16 protein-coding genes and 4 pseudogenes are annotated in these 18,199 nt (G+C 68.5%); 13 read left to right on the forward strand and 7 right to left on the reverse strand.

Features of this window, described 5'->3' with window-relative positions:
• Nucleotides 1–195 (forward strand): DUF2283 domain-containing protein (locus ABT147_RS44380; RefSeq protein ID WP_351417619.1); only part of this gene is annotated, 195 nt, incomplete at its 5' end.
• Nucleotides 196–507: 312 nt separating this feature from the next.
• On the forward strand, nt 508–1,440 hold the full coding sequence (locus ABT147_RS44385; protein ID WP_351417621.1) for a quinone oxidoreductase family protein: 933 nt from the start codon (nt 508–510) through the stop codon (nt 1,438–1,440).
• Nucleotides 1,441–1,479: 39 nt separating this feature from the next.
• Here ABT147_RS44385 and ABT147_RS44390 read toward each other — a convergent pair whose 3' ends face one another.
• From ABT147_RS44390 to ABT147_RS44400, 3 genes are all read right to left on the reverse strand, one after another.
• A complete protein-coding gene (locus tag ABT147_RS44390) occupies nt 1,480–2,106 on the reverse strand; it encodes an AAA family ATPase (RefSeq protein WP_351417623.1) in 627 nt (208 codons plus the stop codon).
• A gap of 342 nt (nt 2,107–2,448) precedes the next feature.
• The gene (locus ABT147_RS44395; RefSeq protein WP_351417625.1) at nt 2,449–3,318 is read right to left on the reverse strand and encodes a helix-turn-helix transcriptional regulator; all 870 of its coding nucleotides are present in this window, start codon (nt 3,316–3,318) and stop codon (nt 2,449–2,451) included.
• Between the two features lie 105 nt (nt 3,319–3,423).
• Entirely contained in the window at nt 3,424–4,272 is an 849-nt protein-coding gene (locus ABT147_RS44400) for a helix-turn-helix transcriptional regulator (protein ID WP_351417627.1), read from the reverse strand.
• Between the two features lie 448 nt (nt 4,273–4,720).
• Here ABT147_RS44400 and ABT147_RS44405 point away from each other — a divergent pair, with 448 nt between their 5' ends.
• From ABT147_RS44405 to ABT147_RS47515, 8 genes and pseudogenes are all read left to right on the forward strand, one after another.
• Complete coding sequence (locus tag ABT147_RS44405; RefSeq protein ID WP_351417628.1) at nt 4,721–5,053, forward strand: carboxymuconolactone decarboxylase family protein; 333 nt, start codon at nt 4,721–4,723, stop codon at nt 5,051–5,053.
• Nucleotides 4,984–5,450 (forward strand): annotated as a pseudogene (locus ABT147_RS44410) ((R)-mandelonitrile lyase). Before ABT147_RS44405 ends, ABT147_RS44410 begins: the two are co-directional and overlap by 70 nt.
• Before the next feature lie 36 nt (nt 5,451–5,486).
• Nucleotides 5,487–6,503 (forward strand): zinc-dependent alcohol dehydrogenase family protein, encoded by a 1,017-nt coding sequence (locus ABT147_RS44415; RefSeq protein ID WP_351417630.1) that lies wholly within the window; start codon nt 5,487–5,489, stop codon nt 6,501–6,503.
• 97 nt (nt 6,504–6,600) lie between these two features.
• Entirely contained in the window at nt 6,601–7,026 is a 426-nt protein-coding gene (locus ABT147_RS44420) for a nuclear transport factor 2 family protein (protein WP_351417632.1), read from the forward strand.
• 72 nt (nt 7,027–7,098) lie between these two features.
• Nucleotides 7,099–8,490, forward strand: coding sequence for an MFS transporter (locus ABT147_RS44425; RefSeq protein WP_351417634.1), 1,392 nt, complete (start codon nt 7,099–7,101; stop codon nt 8,488–8,490).
• Nucleotides 8,491–8,538: 48 nt separating this feature from the next.
• A complete protein-coding gene (locus ABT147_RS44430) occupies nt 8,539–8,910 on the forward strand; it encodes a DUF2255 family protein (protein WP_351417636.1) in 372 nt (123 codons plus the stop codon).
• Nucleotides 8,911–8,977: 67 nt separating this feature from the next.
• Nucleotides 8,978–10,564 (forward strand): Na+/H+ antiporter, encoded by a 1,587-nt coding sequence (locus ABT147_RS44435; RefSeq protein WP_351417638.1) that lies wholly within the window; start codon nt 8,978–8,980, stop codon nt 10,562–10,564.
• A gap of 56 nt (nt 10,565–10,620) precedes the next feature.
• Nucleotides 10,621–11,575 (forward strand): annotated as a pseudogene (locus ABT147_RS47515) (amidohydrolase family protein).
• Nucleotides 11,576–11,613: 38 nt separating this feature from the next.
• Here ABT147_RS47515 and ABT147_RS44450 read toward each other — a convergent pair.
• From ABT147_RS44450 to ABT147_RS44465, 4 genes are all read right to left on the reverse strand, one after another.
• Nucleotides 11,614–12,483: a helix-turn-helix domain-containing protein gene (locus ABT147_RS44450; protein WP_351417673.1), complete on the reverse strand. Its 870-nt coding sequence runs from the start codon at nt 12,481–12,483 to the stop codon at nt 11,614–11,616.
• A 56-nt stretch (nt 12,484–12,539) separates the two neighbouring features.
• Entirely contained in the window at nt 12,540–13,541 is a 1,002-nt protein-coding gene (locus ABT147_RS44455) for an aldo/keto reductase (RefSeq protein ID WP_351417642.1), read from the reverse strand.
• A gap of 70 nt (nt 13,542–13,611) precedes the next feature.
• The gene (locus ABT147_RS44460) at nt 13,612–14,601 is read right to left on the reverse strand and encodes an aldo/keto reductase (RefSeq protein ID WP_351417675.1); all 990 of its coding nucleotides are present in this window, start codon (nt 14,599–14,601) and stop codon (nt 13,612–13,614) included.
• A 55-nt stretch (nt 14,602–14,656) separates the two neighbouring features.
• A complete protein-coding gene (locus ABT147_RS44465) occupies nt 14,657–15,700 on the reverse strand; it encodes an NAD(P)-dependent alcohol dehydrogenase (RefSeq protein ID WP_351417644.1) in 1,044 nt (347 codons plus the stop codon).
• 263 nt (nt 15,701–15,963) lie between these two features.
• Here ABT147_RS44465 and ABT147_RS44470 point away from each other — a divergent pair.
• The 3 genes and pseudogenes from ABT147_RS44470 to ABT147_RS44480 all read left to right on the forward strand — a co-directional run.
• A pseudogene (locus ABT147_RS44470) lies at nt 15,964–16,761 on the forward strand (aldo/keto reductase); the annotation flags it as partial.
• Entirely contained in the window at nt 16,692–17,975 is a 1,284-nt protein-coding gene (locus ABT147_RS44475) for an IS30 family transposase (protein ID WP_502983278.1), read from the forward strand. The pseudogene ABT147_RS44470 and the gene ABT147_RS44475, both read left to right, overlap by 70 nt.
• Nucleotides 17,976–18,014: 39 nt before the next feature.
• Nucleotides 18,015–18,191 (forward strand): annotated as a pseudogene (locus ABT147_RS44480) (IS256 family transposase); the annotation flags it as partial.
• Between the last annotated feature and the right edge of the window lie 8 nt (nt 18,192–18,199).

The raw sequence follows: 18,199 nt of genomic DNA on the forward strand, positions 1-18,199 counted from the left end.
TACCTCACCGAACCGCAGGCCCGCGTGGAGTCCGCGCGCATGTATCCCTGCAATCCAGTGGACGTCGACGGCATGATCAACCTCGACTTCGACGAACAGGGCCGCCTCATCGGCATCGAGGTGCTGGCGGCCAGTTCAAAACTGCCCGAGTACCTGCTCCAGTCCGCGGAGCGACTTGACACCGAAGGTGCATGACCAGCCGAGCACCAGGCTCGCGGCGAACAGGTTGGAAAAGGCTCCTTGCCTCTGAGCGCCCCTCATATTCTGATGTTCATTCAGTTCTCCGCCGGTGAGGGGTGCGGCACGGCTTGGGGCCGTAAGTCGAGGTGCATTCGATCCTGGGCCTGCCCAGGGCGTCTCTCGCCGGTGCCGGTTTCATGGGGGGGAAGGATTCGTCCCCTCTATGGCCGCATCCCAGCCAAGAACCCTCCCCTTTTGCGGGCACACGCGAGGCGGAAAGGTCGGGCACCTCAACGACCGCAGGCACCGAGCAATGAGGTAATTCAAATGAAGGCCGTAGGTTTCAGGGAATTCGGTGGGCCGGAGGTTCTTCAGGTTCTGGAGCTGCCCGCACCCGATGCCGGTCCGGGCGAGGTGCGCATCCGGGTGCACGCCGCGACCGTCAACGCGGTCGACGCCCTGCAGCGCAGCGGGCCTTCCGGACCGCCCGACGCCCGGCCGCCGTTCGTTCCCGGCATGGAAGCAGCGGGCGTCGTGGACCAGATAGGCGCGGGCACCGACACTGAACTGAGGGTCGGCGACCGCGTGATGGCGATCGTGCTCCCCAACGGCTCACATGGCGCGTACGCCGAGCAGGCCGTGGTCCCGGCGGAGTCGGTCGTCCGCGCTCCTGACAGCGCGAGCCACGTGCAGGCGGCGGCCCTTCCGATGAACGGCCTGACCGCGCGTCTGGCCCTGGACACGCTCGGCCTGGAGCCCGGCCAGACCGTCGCGATCACCGGAGCGGCCGGCGCGGTGGGTGGCTACGCCGTCCAGCTGGCCAAGGCGGACGGGCTGCGGGTGGTGGCCGACGCCTCGGAGCAGGACGAGGCGCTGATCAAGGAACTGGGTGCCGACGTCGTACTGCGTCGCGGCGCCGAGTACCCGGACCGGGTGCGTGCGGAGATCCCCGGGGGCGTCGACGGACTCGTCGACGGCGCGTCGCTCGGCGGTCTCGCCGCTCGGGCGGTCCGCGACGGCGGCCGGGTGGTGACCCTGCGCGGCTACGACGGCCCCGGCGAGCGAGACATCGTCTTCGAGCCGATCGTCGTGTTCCGTTACGCCAGGGAACACGCCAAGCTCGACCGCCTCCGGCAGCAGGCGGAGGCGGGCCTCATCACGCCCCGGGTCGCCAGGACCATTCCGGCGGAACAGGCCGTCGAGGCGCACCGGCTCCTCGCGGCGGGCGGCGTGCGAGGACGGCTTGTCCTGACGTTCTGAACATCCGGTGAAGGGGCAGGCGCGGACGGGGAATGGCCGTCAGCAAGCGGATTTCCGGTGCGGACCACTGGGCGATGCGGCTGGGGCGAATCGTTTTCCCCGCAGGTCAACTCTCGTTGGGAAAGCCTCCGCTCGCTGGTCCGGAGCCGGAGGAGCGAGCGGAGGCTCTGACGGAGTCGCCGCGCTGCGGTTCGAGAAGGGCGGCGACCACGAGCGCCGGGACGCCCGGACGTGCAGGATCACCCGGCTTCCCAGCCCGGGGGATGCGGACAGGAGCGTGTGAATCAGCTCGGCGCAGGCGTCAACAAGGTGCTCGCAATTGTCCAGCACGATCAGCGGAGCGCGGTGGGCCAGAAAGGCGGCGAGCTGGTCGATGACCGGTCTGGTGCCCAGGTCCGGCATCCCCAGGGCAGTCGCCGTGGCGTTCACCGCCAGCGAGGGGTCTCGCACCGGAGCCAGATCCACCAGCCACACCCCGTCCTCGAAGTGTGTCGCCGACGCGGCAGCCTCCAGCGCCAGCCGAGTCTTGCCCACCCCGCCCACACCCGTGAGCGTCAGCAGCCGCGCCGCCCCCAGACGGCGGCGTGCTTCGGCGAGGTCCCGGCCTCTGCCCACGAACGAGGTCACGGACGCGGGCAGATTCCCGTCCGGTACGCGGATGGTCATGTTGCTTGTCGCCTTCCAACGGCTCGCAATCGTCCGGGGACACCAGGAACGCACTCTCTGTGGTGGGCGGCACGCTTCATTGCGAGCGATCGAAGCAGGGCCAGTCGTTTCGGCGTACCCCAGCCTTCGTGCCCCGCCCCAGCAACCGGCACGAAGGTCAAATGCCGTGGTCACGCCTTATGCCGTTGACAGCGAGTACGGGGCGGGCGTCGGCGAGGACGCGGACACACCTGACGGCACCGACGGACCACTGGACGGCGCGTCGTGCTGCGCCGTCCGCTCCCTGCCGCCCCTCTGCCCCGGCGACCCTGGGCAAGTCGGACTACCTGAACCCGGCGTCCTTCAAGCTGCCGCATCCCGTGCCGGCTGATCCGGGTCCGCTGTCCACGACGCCAGGAAGAGCAGTCCGTCATGGGACGGGGTCCCGGGATCGGCGGTCGCGGTCACCAGTTTCTGTGCGGGGTCGGCTGTGCAGGTCAGGCTGTCCCAGTCGAGGGTGAGATCGCCGACGAGCGGGTGTCGCAGCCTCTTGGTACCCATCCGCAGGCCGGTCATCTGCCGGCCGGCCCACCACTGCCGGAAGTCGGCGTCGGCCACCGAAAGCTCGCCGACGAGTGCGGCCAGACCTGGGTCGCCCGGGTGCCTGGCGGCCTCCAAGCGCAGGTGGGCGACGCAGACCCGGGCGTTCGTCCGCCAGTCGAGGTACAGCTCCCGAAAGGCGGGGTCGGTGAAGAGCAGCCGTGCGTAGTTGCGCTTCTTCTCGGGGACCTGGTCGAAGTCGGTGAACAGAGCGGCTGCCAAAGCGTTCCAGGCCAGGATGTCCAGGTGCCGGCCCAGGACGAGCGCGGGAGTCGCCGTCAGCTCGTCCAGGATGCGCCTGAGCCGCGGGTGGACCTTCTGCGCCGGGCGGCGGCGCGGCTCACGCTCGCCGATCGCGGCCAGCTCGAACAGGTGGTCACGCTGGTCGTCGTCGAGGTGCAGGACACGGACGAGAGTGGTGAGCACCGACCTCGACACAGGGGCACGCCCCTGCTCCAGCCGGGCGTAGGAGTGGGTGCTGATGCCCGCGAGCCGGGCGACCTCCTCACGGCGCAGCCCCGGCACACGCCGGGGTACTCCGGACTCGGGCAGACCCACGGTCCGCGGGCTGAGTTGGGCTCGGCACTCCTTGAGGAATTCCCCCAATTCACTCACATGTTCCTTGCTGTACATAGCAGCCAGTGTCGCAGCATTCACCCGAAGAATGAGGGGGAGGTTTTTCTCCCAGGGTCCGGTAGTCGACCCGTCTTTCCCGAGTCGGCGGATCGGAACGTCAGGTCAGTCGACCTGACCGGCGGCCCGTGCGGCGAGGTCACGCAGCCCGACGTACGACGGTGTGCCGGGCTCCGCCGTCCAGACGACAAGTTCCTGGTCGGGAGCGCCACCGCACGTCAAGGTGTCCCAGTCGAGGACGAGTTCACCGACGACGGGATGGTGGAACCTCTTCATGCCCAGCCTGCGCGACGGCACCTGACGGCTTCCCCACCACTTCCCGAAGTCCCTGTCCTCCACGGAGAGTTCGCCGACCAGACTGGCCAGCCGCGGATCGTCCGGGTACTTGGCTGCCGTCATCCGCAGATGCGACACACAGCCACGGGCGACCGCACGCCAGTCCGCGTACAACGTCCGCATGGCCGGATCGGTGAACACGATACGGACGCAGTTCCGCCTGTCTTCCGGCACCTTCGCGAAGTCGGTGAGCAGGGCGGCGGCGAGCGGGTTCCACGCCAGGATGTCCATGCGGCGGCCGAGCACCACGCCGGGACACGCGGTGAGATCGTCGAGCAGGCGGCGCAACTGCGGGTGCGCCTTCTGCGCGGCCGGGCGGCGGTGCCGTGCTCTCTGCCGGCCGGCCAGCTCGAACAGGTGGTCACGCTGGTGATCATCCAGATGCAGGACATGCGCGAGAGTGGCCAGCGTTGACGGGTCCGGCGACTGGATGCGGCCCTGCTCCAGCCGGGTGTAGTAGTCGGAGCTGATGGCGGCGAGCAGGGCGACCTCTTCCCTGCGCAGCCCAGGAACCCGTCGGCCTCCGGTGTCGGGCAGACCGACGGTGCGCGGGCTCAACTCGGCCCTCCGCGCCTTGAGGAATGATCCCAGCTCGTTCAGATGCGCGTCGCTGGTCATGGCAGTCAGTGTCGCACCGCTCGGTATCCGGCAGGGGGGTAAGGATTCCTCCCCTGGATAAGGGATTCCCAGGATGGAATTCTCCCCTTTGCGGGTTCCTGGGAATGTGGCAGGGTCGACGGAGTGTTCGGCGACCAGAATCTGCCTACCGAGAGCATTCACTCGAACAAGCGGAAAGTCCAACCCTCTGGACGCAATTATTTTCCGAACGTCACCGGTATTCCGTATTTCCCTGTGACAGGCGGGGAGGCGGGTGATCAACGAGAGTGTGCCGGACCAGCGTCGGCAGGGGCCACGAGTACCACCGCAGTGCGCGAGGTGCGGGCAAACACGCCTCCCCCGCCCTCGCCGAGCTCACCTCGCTCTTCGTGAACACCCCGCCCACCCCCGGTCGAAGGCCGGGCAGCCTGAATCCCCCCACCCGAAAACACGCAAGGAGCACCACCCCATGTCCGAACGGAAGAAGTTCGCGCCGCCGGCCATCCAGGAGTTCGCCCCCAAGCTCGCGGAGGTGACCGACACCGTCCTGTTCGGCGACATCTGGGAGCGGCCGGGTCTGTCCCCGCGCGACCGCAGCCTGGTCACCGTCACCGCTCTCGCCGCCCTGTACCGCAGCGACCAGCTCGGCTTCCACCTCGGCAAGGCGCTGGAGAACGGCGTGACCAAGGACGAGCTGGTCGAAGTCCTCACCCATCTGGCCTTCTACGCCGGATGGCCCAACGCCATGACCGCGATGACGCAGCTCAAGGAGGTCGTGGAGAAGGCCGACCAGTCCGGCTGACGCCTCTGCGCCCGCATCCCACAAGGCGGGCTCTCCCCACCACCGGCGACGCCTACGCCGACGTGATCCACCGCGGCGAGGAACCCTCCCGAATGCGGGCCAACATGGTCCGGTTCACACCCGGCGCCCGCACCGCCTGGCACTCCCACGCGCTGGGCCAGACCCTCTGCATCTTCGAGGGCATCGCTCTGGTGCAGTCCCGTGGCGGCGACATCATCGAGGCTCACCCCGGCGACGTCATCCACACACCTCCGGGTGAGGAGCACTGGCACGGTGCCGCGCCCGATCACTTCATGATCCATCTCGCCCTGTGGAGACGGACGACGCCACCTGGCTCGAACACGTTTCGGACGACGACTACAACGGCCCCCGCGTCAGCACTCGTACGCGTCTCTGACGCCACGACAGACCAGACAAGAGCTGAGAAGGCATCATGCGAGCAACCATTCTTCACGCGCCCGGTGACATCCGGGTGGAGAACGCCCCCGAGCCGAAGATCATGGCGCCGACGGACGCGGTCATCCGCACGGTCGCCGCCTGTGTGTGTGGCTCCGACCTGTGGAGTTACCGGGGTGTGCTGCCGGTCACCGCGCCGCAGCCGATCGGCCACGAGTACGTCGGCGTCGTCGAGGAGGTCGGCAGCGACGTGTCGAGCGTCAGGCCGGGACAGTTCGTCATCGGCTCCTTCGTCGCCTCCGACAACACCTGCCCGATCTGCGAGGCCGGCTACCAGACCTCCTGCCAGCACGCGGAGTGGGTGAACGGCGCCCAGGCCGAGTACCTCCGCGTCCCTCTCGCCGACGGCACCCTGGTCACCACCCCGGAGCAGCCCGCCGACGAGCTGATCCCGGACCTGCTGACCCTCTCCGATGTCATGGGCACCGGCTGGTACGCCGCCAAGGCGGCCGAGGTGAAGCCCGGTTCGACAGCCGTGGTCGTCGGTGACGGCGCGGTGGGCCTGTCCGGCGTCATCGCCGCCAAGGAGCTGGGCGCCGAGCGCATCATCGCCATGAGCCGGCACGCCTCCCGGCAGAAGCTTGCCCTGGAGTTCGGCGCCACCGACATCGTCACCGAACGCGGCGAGGAAGGCGTCGCCCGCGTCAAGGAGCTGACGAACGGTATCGGTGCCGACTCCGTCCTCGAATGTGTCGGCACGCAGGAATCGATGCACCAGGGCCTGCAGTCCGCCCGCCCGGGTGGCAACGTCGGCTTCGTCGGCTTCCCCCACGGCACGCAGATCGACGGCCAGCAGCTCTTCTTCTCCCACGTCGCTCTGCGCGGCGGCCCCGCCCCCGTGCGCGCCTATCTTCCCGACCTGATCGACCGCGTCTTCAGCGGCCGCATCAACCCGGGCAAGGTCTTCGACCTCACCCTGCCTTTGGACGAAGCCGCCGAAGGCTACAAGGCCATGGCCGAACGCCGCGCCATCAAGACGCTGCTGCGTCCCTGACCAGAAGCGTGGTGGTGGGCGCCGTCGGCAGCGCCCACCACCACCGGCATCAACCAGTGGCAGGGGCGCCTGCCCATCGCAGAACGGACCGACCGTCATGACCAGCGAGGCGATCGCCACCGTCGAGGCGTACTTCAAGGCCTTCGGCACGCGCGACATGGAGCGCATCCTCTCCCACTTCACACCCGACGCGACCTGGACGATCCCGGGCGACCCGGCACTGACCCCCTGGGCCGGGAGCCGCACCGGCCCGGAGGAGATCCGGCAGTCCCTCGCCGCGTTCTTCGCCGCCGTCGAGCCGCTCGCGTTCGAGCTGGGGTCTCTGGTGGAGACCGACGGACGGGTCCTGGCACCGGGCCGGTACGCCTCCCGGTTCCATCCCTCGGGGCAGGTTCTCGAAAGCGAGATGATCCTGCGCTTCACCGTCGCCGACGGTCTGATCACCGACTACCGCGTCTTCGAGGACTCGCTCGGCATCACCCGTACCCACCTCGGTGAGCCGCTCACCACCACTCCCGCCTGACCACGGGTCTTCCGGCACCGTCCACGACAGCGGCGCCCGCCCCACGCCCTGCCCGGCCCCAGGAGTTCCCGCATGTCCGCCCCGCCCGCCGCCTCCTCACCGACCGTCGACGGCGCCCCGCGCCGCGGGCCCGCCCCCGTCTTCGCGCTCTCGGCCGCTCTGCTCGGCTTCTTCGTCATCACCCTCGACGCCTCGGTCGTCAACGTCGCTCTGCCTGACATCCGCGGCGATCTCGGCGGTGACATGAGCGGCCTGCAGTGGGTGATGGACGGCTACACACTGATGTTCGCGGCGCTGCTGCTGTCCGCGGGGTCCCTGAGCGACCGGGCCGGCGCACGGCGTGCCTTCGGGATCGGTCTGGCGGTGTTCGTGGCCTCCTCGACGGCCTGCGGTCTGGCACCCGACCTGGTGACGCTGGTCGTCGCCCGCATGGTGCAGGGATTGGGGGCGGCGATGATGACGCCCTCGTCGCTGGCGCTCATCCGCGAGGCCTATGACGACCCGGTCAAGCGGGGCCGGGCGATCGCGCTGTGGACCATCGGCGGTGCCGTGGCCGCGGCCGCCGGCCCCGTCACGGGCGGTGCGCTGGCCCTGGTCAGCTGGCGAATGATCTTCTTCGTCAACCTGCCGGTCGGCCTGGTCGCGCTGTTGCTGCTGCTGCGCGTGGCGCACTCGCCGCGACGTGACGTGCCGTTCGACTGGATCGGGCAGATCGCGGCCGTACTGGCCATGGGCGCGCTGACCTTCGGGGTGATCGAGGCCGGCGCCGAGGGTCTCGGCGGGCCCCGGGTGCTCGTGTCGCTGGCGGTCACGGTCCTGGCGCTGGTCGTCTTCGTCGCCGCTCAGGCTCGCGGAAAGCAGCCGATGGTTCCGCTGGACCTGTTCCGCTCCCGCGCCGTGGTGATCGCCTCGGGTACCGGCTTCGCGTTCATAGGCGGCTTCCAGGGAATGGTGTTCGTCTACAGCCTCTACTACCAGCAGCAGCGCGGGCTGTCCTCCTTCGCCACGGGTCTGGCCTTCGTACCGATGACCCTCCTGTCCGCCTTCGTCAGCGTGCTCGCCGCCAGGCTGGCCGAGAGGTTCGGCCCGCGCGTTCCCATCGTCGGCGGCATGTTTCTCATGGGCACCGGCGCGGCGACGCTGGCCTTCCTTCCCTCCTCCACTCCCGTGTGGGCGCTGTCCCTCGTGATGATCCCGGTAGGCATCTGCGGCCCGCTGGCCATGGCTCCGACGACTGCGGTCCTCCTGGAGAGCGTTCCGGCCCACCGCGCCGGCGTGGCAAGCGGCGTGTTCAACACCAGCCGCCAACTGGGCGGAGCGCTGGCCGTCGCCGTGTTCGGCGCCCTGCTGACGGGCCGCGACGGCATTCTCCACGGCCTGCGCGTAAGCCTGGCCATCACCGCGGTGATGGCCTTCGTCAGCGCCGCCGCGAATCTCTTCCTGCGACCGGCCCGACAGCCTTGACGCGCTTCCTCCCTCCCTCACTGGACCAAGAAGAACGGAGTAACACCGATGACGACATGGACGAGTGACGAACTCGACCACATCGCCAAGGCCGACGAGTTGGAGATGGCGCCGCTCCGCGACGACGGCACCCTGCGCAAGCCCGTGCCGATCTGGGTCGTCCGCGACGGTGACGACCTGTACGTCCGCTCCTTCCGCGGTACGGACGGCGGCTGGTGGCGCACCGCGCGGGCGAGCCACGCGGGACACGTCCGCTCCGGCGGGGTCGACAAGGCCGTCACCTTCGTCGAGGTGCCGGACCCCGAGACCAACGACCGCGTCGACGCCGCGTACCGCAGCAAATACGGCCGTTTCGGCGGAGCGTACGTCGATCCGATGGTGGCGGCACGTTCCACGACCCTGCGGCTGGTGCCCAGATGAGCAAGAAGTGCCCGCTGGAGGCCACTGGACTCCCGCCCGTAGTCCGCCCGACTCAGGAGCAAGCCCCATGATCGGTCTCGAACTCGTCGTACTCCTGGGCGTGGCCGTGCTGGTCGGCCAGTTCGTCGCGCAGCGCCTGGGCGTCGCACCGCCCGTCGTGCTGCTGGTCGTGGGTGCCCTTGTCGGGCTGGTCCCCGCCGTGAGCCAGACGCAGCTCCCCCCGGAAGTGGTGCTGCTGCTCTTCCTGCCGGTGTTGCTGTACTGGGAGAGCCTCACCACCTCCATGCGCGAGATCCGTACGAACCTGCGCGGCATCGTCCTGCTCAGCACGGTCCTGGTGATCCTCACCGCGGGCGCCGTGGCGGCCGCCGGGCACGCGCTCGGGCTGCCATGGGGACCGGCATGGGCGCTCGGCGCGGCCGTGGCTCCCACCGATGCGACAGCGGTGGGCGTCCTGGCCCGCGCACTCCCGCGCCGTCAGGTCACCGTGCTGCGCGCGGAAAGCCTCGTCAACGACGGCACCGCGCTGGTCATCTTCGGCCTGGCGGTCGGTCTCACCGTCGGCGAGGAACACCTCACCCTCCCGCACGTCGGCGCGCTGTTCCTCCTGGCCTACGGCGGCGGGGCCGCGGTCGGCGTCGCGGTCGCCTGGGTCAACATGAACCTGCGGCGCCGCCTGGACGATCCCCTGCTGGGCAACCTCGTCATGATCCTGGCACCGTTCACGGCGTATCTCCTCGCCGAGATGATCCACGCCTCCGGAGTCCTCGCGGTCGTCGTCAGCGGGCTGATCATGGCCCAGGTGGCTCCGAGCCTCATCCGCGCCGAGCACCGGCGTCAGGCCCTGGCCTTCTGGCCCCTGCTCACCTTCATCATCAACGGCACGCTGTTCGTCCTGGTCGGAGTGGAACTCCAGTACGCGCTACGGCACTTGAACCGGTCCGACCTCCAGGACGCCCTGATCGCGATCGGTGTGGTCAGCGTGGTGCTGGTTGTCGTCCGGTTCGCGTTCCTGTTCTCCTCCGCCTATCTGATCCGCGCCCTCGACCGGCGTCCCCAGCAGCGGCTGCGGAGAATGAGTCACCGGGCGCGTGTCGTCAGCGGGTTCGCGGGCTTCCGGGGCGCGGTGTCGCTCGCGGTGGCGCTCTCGGTGCCGGAGGCCCTCGACTCCGGCGCTCCCTTCCCCGACCGTGACTTCATCGTCTTCGTCACCTCCGGCGTCATCGTCGTGACACTCGTGGTGCAGGGGCTGCTGCTGCCGCGCGTGGTGCGCTGGGCCCGGCTGCCGCACGACAACTCCGTCGACGAGGAAGAGGTCCTCGCCGACACCACGGCAACCGAGGAAGCCCTCCAGGCGCTCCCCCGACTCGCCGACGAACTGGGCACCACCCCGAAGGTCATGGAGTGGCTGCGTCAGGAGTACGAGGCCCACCTGGCGACCGTACGAGCAAGGGGCGCGGGCACCGACGACGATCCCGCGCTGCTCCACAACCGCCACTACACCGACCTCCGCCTCGCCCTCATCGCCCACAAACGCGCGACCGTCGTCCGCCTGCGCGACGAACGGCACATCGACGACACCGTGCTACGCCGAATCCAAGCCGCCCTGGACAACGAAGAGGTCCGGCTGGCCGGCGGCGAGCAGGCGGAATAGACCGAGTTCGGTACCTGACCTCGACGACCCAAGCCACCAGAAGGAATCCCGCTGCCATGTCCTCCGGTCTCATCGACGTCCACGCCCACCTCCTCCCCGACTTCTACGTCCAGCAGGCGACAGCGGCCGGCCACGCCCACCCCGACGGCATGGGCGGATGGCCCACGTGGTCCGTGCGAGCCCATCTGGACCTGATGGACCGCAACGGCATCGGGACCGCGATGCTCTCCATGTCGTCCCCCGGCGTGCACTTCGGCGACGACAAGGCGGCCCGCCTTCTCGCCCGGCGCGTCAACGAGTACACCGCCGATGTGACGCGGGACCACCCCGGCCGCTTCGGCAACTTCGCGTCTCTTCCGCTGCCGGACGTGGACGGCGCGTTGGAGGAGATCGCCTTCGCCTTCGACGAACTGGGCGCCGACGGCATGGCGTTGCTGACCCACACCCACGGTGTGTACCCGGGTGACGCGCGTCTCGATCCGGTGTTCGCGGAGCTGGACCGCCGCGAAGCCGTGGTCTTCCTGCACCCGACCTCCCCCGTGTGCTGGGAGCAGTCCGCTCTCGGCAGGCCGCGTCCGATGGTCGAGTACATCTTCGACACGGCCCCGCACCGTCACGGACCTGGTGATGGCGGGCGTCCTGACGCGTCATCCGAACATGCGGGTGATCGTCCCGCACTGCGGTGGCGCGATCCCGGTCCTGGCCGACCGCATCAACGAGTTCATGAAGCTCTTCGTGCCGTCGGAAAAGGCATCTTCCCTCGACGCCGTGCAGCAACTGCGTGCCCTGTACTACGACATGGCGGGCACGGCTTTCCCACGCCAGGTTCCCGCGCTGCTGCAGCTGGTCGACCCTGACCGCGTGCTCTTCGGCAGCGACTACTGCTGGACGCCCTCGCCGCTGGCCGACGCACACATCGCGGCGATCGACGCGGCTGAGCCGCCGGTGGAGGGGGCCACGTGGCGATCACTCACCACGGCGAACGCCCAGCGCCTGTTCCCGGAGGCCTGACGTCTCCGCAGCCCACTCTGCCGTCCCTGCCTACGGCGTCACGCGGCACCGTGAGCTGCCTCCGGCGCTGTCTCGATCGTGGACGCAAGAGAGCGCAGGGCGTCGTAGGTCTGGCTGCCGGGCTTCGCCGTCCACACGACGAGTTGCTGCTCAGGGTCCTCGGCGCACATGAAGGTGGAGCGTTCGAGGGCCAGGTCGCCGACCACGGGATGGCGGAGGAGCCTGGTGCCGCCGGCCCGCGCGGCGACATCGTGGGAGGTCCACCACAGCCGGAACTGCGGGTCCAGCGTGGAAAGTTCCTCGACGAGCGCCGTCAGTCGCGCTTCGCGGGGGTTGCGCCTGCTGTCCATGCGCAGGTGGGACACAGCCAGACGGGCCATGGCCTCCCAGTCTCGGTACAGCACGCGGATGCTGGGCTCGGTGAACACCAGGCGGACGTAGTTGCGCTCTTCCTCGGGGACACGTCCGAAGTCCATCACCAGAGCCGCGGCCATGGCGTTCCACGCCAGGAGATCCGTGTTGTGTCCGAGGACGAACCCCGCGGTCAGGGTGAGGTCGTCGAGCAGGTGCCGCATCTGCGGCTGGACCTCCTGCCGAGCGCTCCGGCCGGCCGCGGGCGGCGCGCTCTTCCCCGCCAGGGTCAGGAGGTACTCGCGCTGGTCGTCGTCAAGGCGGAGCACGGTCGCGAGCACGTCGAGGACGGCCTCCGACGCCTGGACACGGCCCTGCTCGAGCCGGGTGTAGTAGTCGGTGCTGATCGCGGCCAGTCCGGCGACTTCCTCTCGGCGTAGACCAGGAACCCGCCGAGGCGCGCCGCTGTCGGGCAACCCGGCCGTGCCGGGGTCCAATTGCGCCCGGCGCGCCTTGAGGAAGGACCCCAGTTCCTCCAGGCTCGGCTCGCGTCGCACATCCACAGCTTCGCATGTTGCCGCGATCCCGAGCACCAAACACCCACGGGGAGTTGTCAGCGGGCCGGTGGCCGGTCGGCGGCGCTCATGCCGGTTGCGTCCCGAGGCGTGTAGTGCTCCTCGAGCGCGGCGATCTCCTCGTCCGTCAAGGTGATGTCGAGGGCCGCGGCGGCGTCCGCCAAGTGCCGCGGTTTCGAAGCGCCGACGATCGGGGCACTGACGACCGGATTCGCCAGGACCCACGCGAGCGCGATCGTGGCCATGGACACCCCGCGCGCCTGGGCCACCGACCGCACCGCGCCGACGATCTTCCGGTTCGACTCCTCTTCCACGAACAGGCGCCCGTACGCGGGGTCGGTTTCGGATCGAGCGGTCTCCTCACCCCATGGCCGGGTGAGCCGACCGCGCGCCAGCGGGCTCCAGGGAACGCTCCCGACACCCTGATCGGCGAGCAGACCGAACATCTCCCGTTCCTCCTCACGCATGAGGAGGTTGTACTGGTCCTGCATGGACACGAAACGTGTCCACCCGTTCAGGTCAGCGGTGTACTGCAGCTTCGCGAACTCCCACGCCAGCATCGACGACGCGCCGATGTAGCGCGCCTTGCCCGCCTTCACGACGTCGTGAAGGGCCTCCATCGTCTCCTCGGCGGGCGTCTCGTAGTCGAGGCGATGGATCTGGTAGAGATCCACGTAGTCGGTGCCGAGCCGGGTCAGCGACGCGTCGATCTGCTCCATGATCGCCTTGCGGGACGTCCCGGAGCCGCCCGGGCCGCTGTGCATCGGGTAGAAGACCTTGGTGGCCAGCACGATGTCCTCGCGGCGCGAGTACTTCTTGATCGCGCGCCCGACGATCTCCTCCGAGCTGCCGAAGCTGTAGGCGTTGGCGGTGTCCCAGAACGTGATGCCCAGCTCGACGGCCTGCCGGAAGAGCGGCTCGGACTCCTCCTCGCCCAGTGCCCATTTACTGAAACCACTCGCGGTGTCCCCGAAGGTCATACAGCCGAGCGCGAGACGGCTGACAACGAGCCCCGAGGTTCCAAGTCGTGTGTAGTGCATACGTACTCCAGTTGACGAAGGCTGCTGTTACCCCGGTCAGTCGGCCGCGCTCGACGCCTTGCCGACCGAGCTACCAGGCATACGCTTCCGGAGCCTCGCCGCCGGGGCCCGGCCAGATCTCGTCGAGCTCTCGAAGGGTCTCCGGGGACAGGGCCAGGTGCGGGGCCCGGAGTGTCTGGTGCAACTGCTCGGGGGTTCGCGGCCCGACGATGGTGGTCGCGACCGCCGGGTTGTGCAGCAGCCAGGCGAGAGCGACGTCCGCCGGCTGCTCGCCGAGATCCGCGCACAGGGCCTCGTACCGTTCGAGCTGCGGCCGGTGCTGCCGGACAGCGGCCAGGAAGTCGGGAGACGAGCGTCGGCCGCTGTCGGCCTTCTGCAAGGCGCCGCCGAGCAGGCCGCCGCCCAGCGGGCTCCACGGGATCAGACCGAGGCCGTAGTGGCGCAGTGCGGGGACCAGTTCGAGTTCGACCGTGCGGGCGTTGAGGTTGTAGAGGCTCTGTTCGGAGACGAGGCCGAGGAAGTTGCGCTTGCCCGCTTCCTGCTGGGCGGTGGCGATGTGCCAGCCGGCGAAGTTGCTGCTGCCGACGTAGGTGACCTTGCCCTCCCGGACGAGCTGCTCCATGGCCTGCCAGATCTCGTCCCAAGGTGTCGAGCGGTCGACGTGGTGCATCTGGTACAGGTCGAGGTGGTCGGTGCCCAGCCGCCGGAGGCTGTCTTCGGCAGCCTTGCGGATCTTGTAGGCGGAGAGGTACTTGTCGTTCGGTCCGGGTCCCATGGGCTGGTAGAGCTTGGTCGCCAGCACGATCTGGTCGCGCCGGCCACCGCCTTGGGCCAGCCACGTCCCGATGATCTCTTCGGAGAGGCCGTAGCCCGCCTCCATGTCGGGTGACTGCGGGCCGCCGTACACGTCGGCGGTGTCGACGAAGTTGATGCCTTCCTCAACTGCCCGGTCGAGTATGGCGAAAGCGTCGGCCTCGTCGGTGACCCAGCCGAAGTTCATGGTGCCCAGGCCGAGCTTGCTTACCTTCAGACCCGTTCGACCGAGGTGGTTGTACGTCATCGTCATCGGTGGTTCTTCCCTCGGGCGGCGGCAGTACGTCGTGTCGCGGTCCAGGTCAGGCCAGCGTGGCGATGTCGATCACGAACCGGTAGCGCACGTCGGAGGACAGGACCCGCTCGTACGCCTCGTTGATCTTCTCGACCGGGATGGTCTCGATCTCCGCCCCGATCCCGTGCTCGCCGCAGAAGTCCAGCATTTCCTGGGTCTCGCGTATGCCGCCGATCGACGAACCGGCATACGAACGGCCACGGGCGAGGAGGGAGAACACGTGCAGCGACAGCGGTTCCGCCGGGGCGCCGACATTGACCATGGTGCCGCCCACACCGAGCAGGGAGAGGTAGGCGTCGACGTCGAGCTTGGCGCTCACCGTGTTGACGATGAGGTCGAAGGTGCCCGCCAGCTCGTCGAACGTGGCCGGGTCGCTCGTGGCGTAGTAGTGGTCGGCGCCCAGGCGCAGACCGTCGTCCATCTTCTTCAGGGACTGCGACAGGACGGTGACCTCGGCGCCCATCGAGTGCGCGAACTTGACACCCATGTGCCCGAGCCCGCCGAGTCCGACGATGGCCACCTTCTTGCCGGGGCCTGCACCCCAGCGGTGCAGCGGCGAGTAGGTGGTGATTCCCGCGCACAGCAGCGGGGCGGCCTCGGCGAGGGTGACGCTGTCGGGGATGCGGACGACGAAGTCCTCGTCGACGACGATGTGGGTGGTGTATCCGCCCTGAGTGGGTGTGCCGTCGCGGTCCACGGAGCCGTAGGTGAGTGTGGAGCCGTTGAGGCAGTACTGCTCCTCGCCCTTGAGGCAGGAGTCGCAGGTACGGCAGGAATTGACCATGCAGCCCACTCCGACGCGGTCGTCGACAGCGTGCTTGCTGACCTCGGAGCCGACTTGGGTGACGACTCCGGCGATCTCGTGTCCCGGGGCCACCGGGTAGTGCACGGGGCCCCAGTCCCCGCGAACGTGGTGGATGTCCGAGTGACAGATGCCGGCGTACTTGATCTCGATGAGGACATCGTGCGGGCCGACGTCGCGGCGCTCGACGGTGTCCTGAATGAGCGGTTCGGTCGCGGACGTAGCGGCGTACGCGTTGACGGTGAACACGTTTCTCCAAACGGGGTGGATCTGTTCGCTGTCTCGACGCTGGCACGGTCGACCAGTTCCGTGAAGGGGAAGGATTTTATCCGGGGAAGAATCCTTCCCCCCTTGAGATATCGGGTGCTGGGTACGGGACTCGACGCCTCGGCAGATGAAAGCAAAGTAATGCGTCCACCGGTGTTTACAGCAACCAGGAGGAAAGAAAGATGCATACCCGAACGCTCGGGCGCGAACTGTGTGTCTCCGCCATCGGTCTCGGCGCCATGGGAATGTCCCAGAGTTACGGACCCAATCCCGGCGATCGCACCGACATGATCGCCGTGCTCCGTGACGCCGTCGACCGCGGAGTCACGTTCTTCGACACCGCGGAGGTGTACGGGCCTTACGTCAACGAAGAACTCGTCGGAGAAGCCCTCGCTCCGGTGCGGGACCGGGCGGTGATCGCCACCAAGTTCGGATTCCGTATCGAGAACGGCGCCCCCGCCGGACTCGACAGCCGCCCCGAGCAGATCCGTGCCGTCGCCACGGCCTCCCTCAAACGGCTCAGGGTCGAGACGCTCGACCTGTTCTACCAGCACCGCGTCGATCCGGACGTGCCGATCGAAGACGTCGCCGGCACGGTGGGCGAGCTGGTACAGGAAGGCAAGGTGCGCTGCTTCGGGCTCTCGGAGGCCAGTGCACAGACGATCCGTCGTGCTCACGCGGTCCACCCGGTGACGGCGGTCCAGAGCGAGTACTCGCTGTGGACCCGGGATCCCGAGCCGGAGGTCCTGCCGACATGCGCGGAACTCGGCATCGGGTTCGTGCCCTTCAGCCCGCTGGGCAAGGGGTTCCTGACCGGCACGGTGGACGCGTCGACGTCTTTCGCGGCCGACGACGTCCGCACGAACATTCCGCGGTTCACGGCCGAGAACCGGGCGGCGAACCAGGCACTCGTCGAGCACGTCTCAAAGCTCGCGCAGGCCAAGGACGCCACACCGGGGCAGGTAGCGCTCGCCTGGCTGCTCGCACAGCATCCGTCGATCGTGCCGATCCCCGGAACCCGGCGCACGGCCCGCATCGAGGAGAACATCGGCGCCACCGAGCTGCCGCTCTCCGCCGACGAACTGGCCGACCTCAACGAACTCGCCGGTCGCGTCGGGGTACAGGGGAACCGCTACAACGAGCACCACATGTCGCTGGTCGACAAGTAGTACCCGCCGGCTCGGGGTGCCAGACGTGCTTGGGCACAGCCGGATACGTACCGTCCAGACGGAGAGGGGTGGCCCATCCGGTTCCTCCGGCTGTGCCGCCGGCATCATCTCGGTATCTGAGCGTGGACGAACGCATCTACATTGCTGACCGGATACGGGAGAAGGCTGCGGTCCGGGCAATCGCCGCCGAACTCGGGCGGAGCGCGGCCACGATCAGTCGGGAGATTCGCCGCAATCGGCACCCCGACAGCGGCGTCTACGGGCCCCATGCCGCCCAGGCCCGTGCCGAGGCTCGCCGTCCGCGACCGAAGCCCGCGAAGATCGAACAACACGGTGAACTACGGCAGTTCATCCAAGAGCGACTCGATCGGAGGTGGAGTCCCGAGCAGATCTGCCAGGCTCTTCCCAGCGCCTTCCCCGAGCGGCCGGAGCTGCACGTTGTCCCCGAGACGGTCTACCAGGCCCTCTACGTCCAGAGCCGTGGCGAGCTGCGTCGTGAGATCCACCGAGCCCTGCGCACGGGTCGGGTCCGCCGCAAGCCGCGCCGTCAAGCCCAGCAGCGCACCCCGCGGTTCACCGACCCTACGGTCATGATCAGCGAACGCCCAGCGGAAGCTGAGGACCGGGCCGTTCCCGGCCACTGGGACCTGATCATTGGAAAGGACGGAGCGTCGGCGATCGGCACGCTGGTCGAACGCACCACCCGCTATGTGATGCTCGTCCATCTACCCGACGGCCGCGGTGCGGAACTGGTCCGCGATGCTCTCGTGAATACCGTCCAGACCCTGCCTGCTCACCTGACGCGTTCACTGACCTGGGACCAGGGCAGCGAGCTGGCCGCACACGGCTCGTTCACCACGACCACCGACATCCCGGTATATTTCTGCGATCCAGCCAGCCCGTGGCAGCGCGGCTCGAACGAGAACACCAACGGCCTGCTGCGGCAGTACTTTCCCAAAGGCACCGACCTCGCGGCCCACACCCGAGAACATCTGGACGCAGTCGCCGCCGAACTCAACGGGCGTCCACGCAAGACACTCGACTGGGATACCCCAGCCGAGCGATTGCATAAACTGATCGCAGGCTGACCAACCGACCATGTGTTGCGACGACCCCTGGATTCCAAGGTCAAGGCCCGCGGACACTTCCCCAACGAGCAAGCCGCCCTGAAATGCGTCTACATGGCGATCATGTCCCTCGACCCCACCGGCAAGGGACAGGCCCGCTGGACCATGCGCTGGAAGACCGCACTGAACGCCTTCGACATCACCTTCGACGGCAGCCTCTCCGCAGCCCGCCAGTAACCCAACCA

The sequence above is a fragment of the Streptomyces sp. NPDC001868 genome, from assembly GCF_040297125.1.
Classification (GTDB): Bacteria; Actinomycetota; Actinomycetes; order Streptomycetales; family Streptomycetaceae; genus Streptomyces.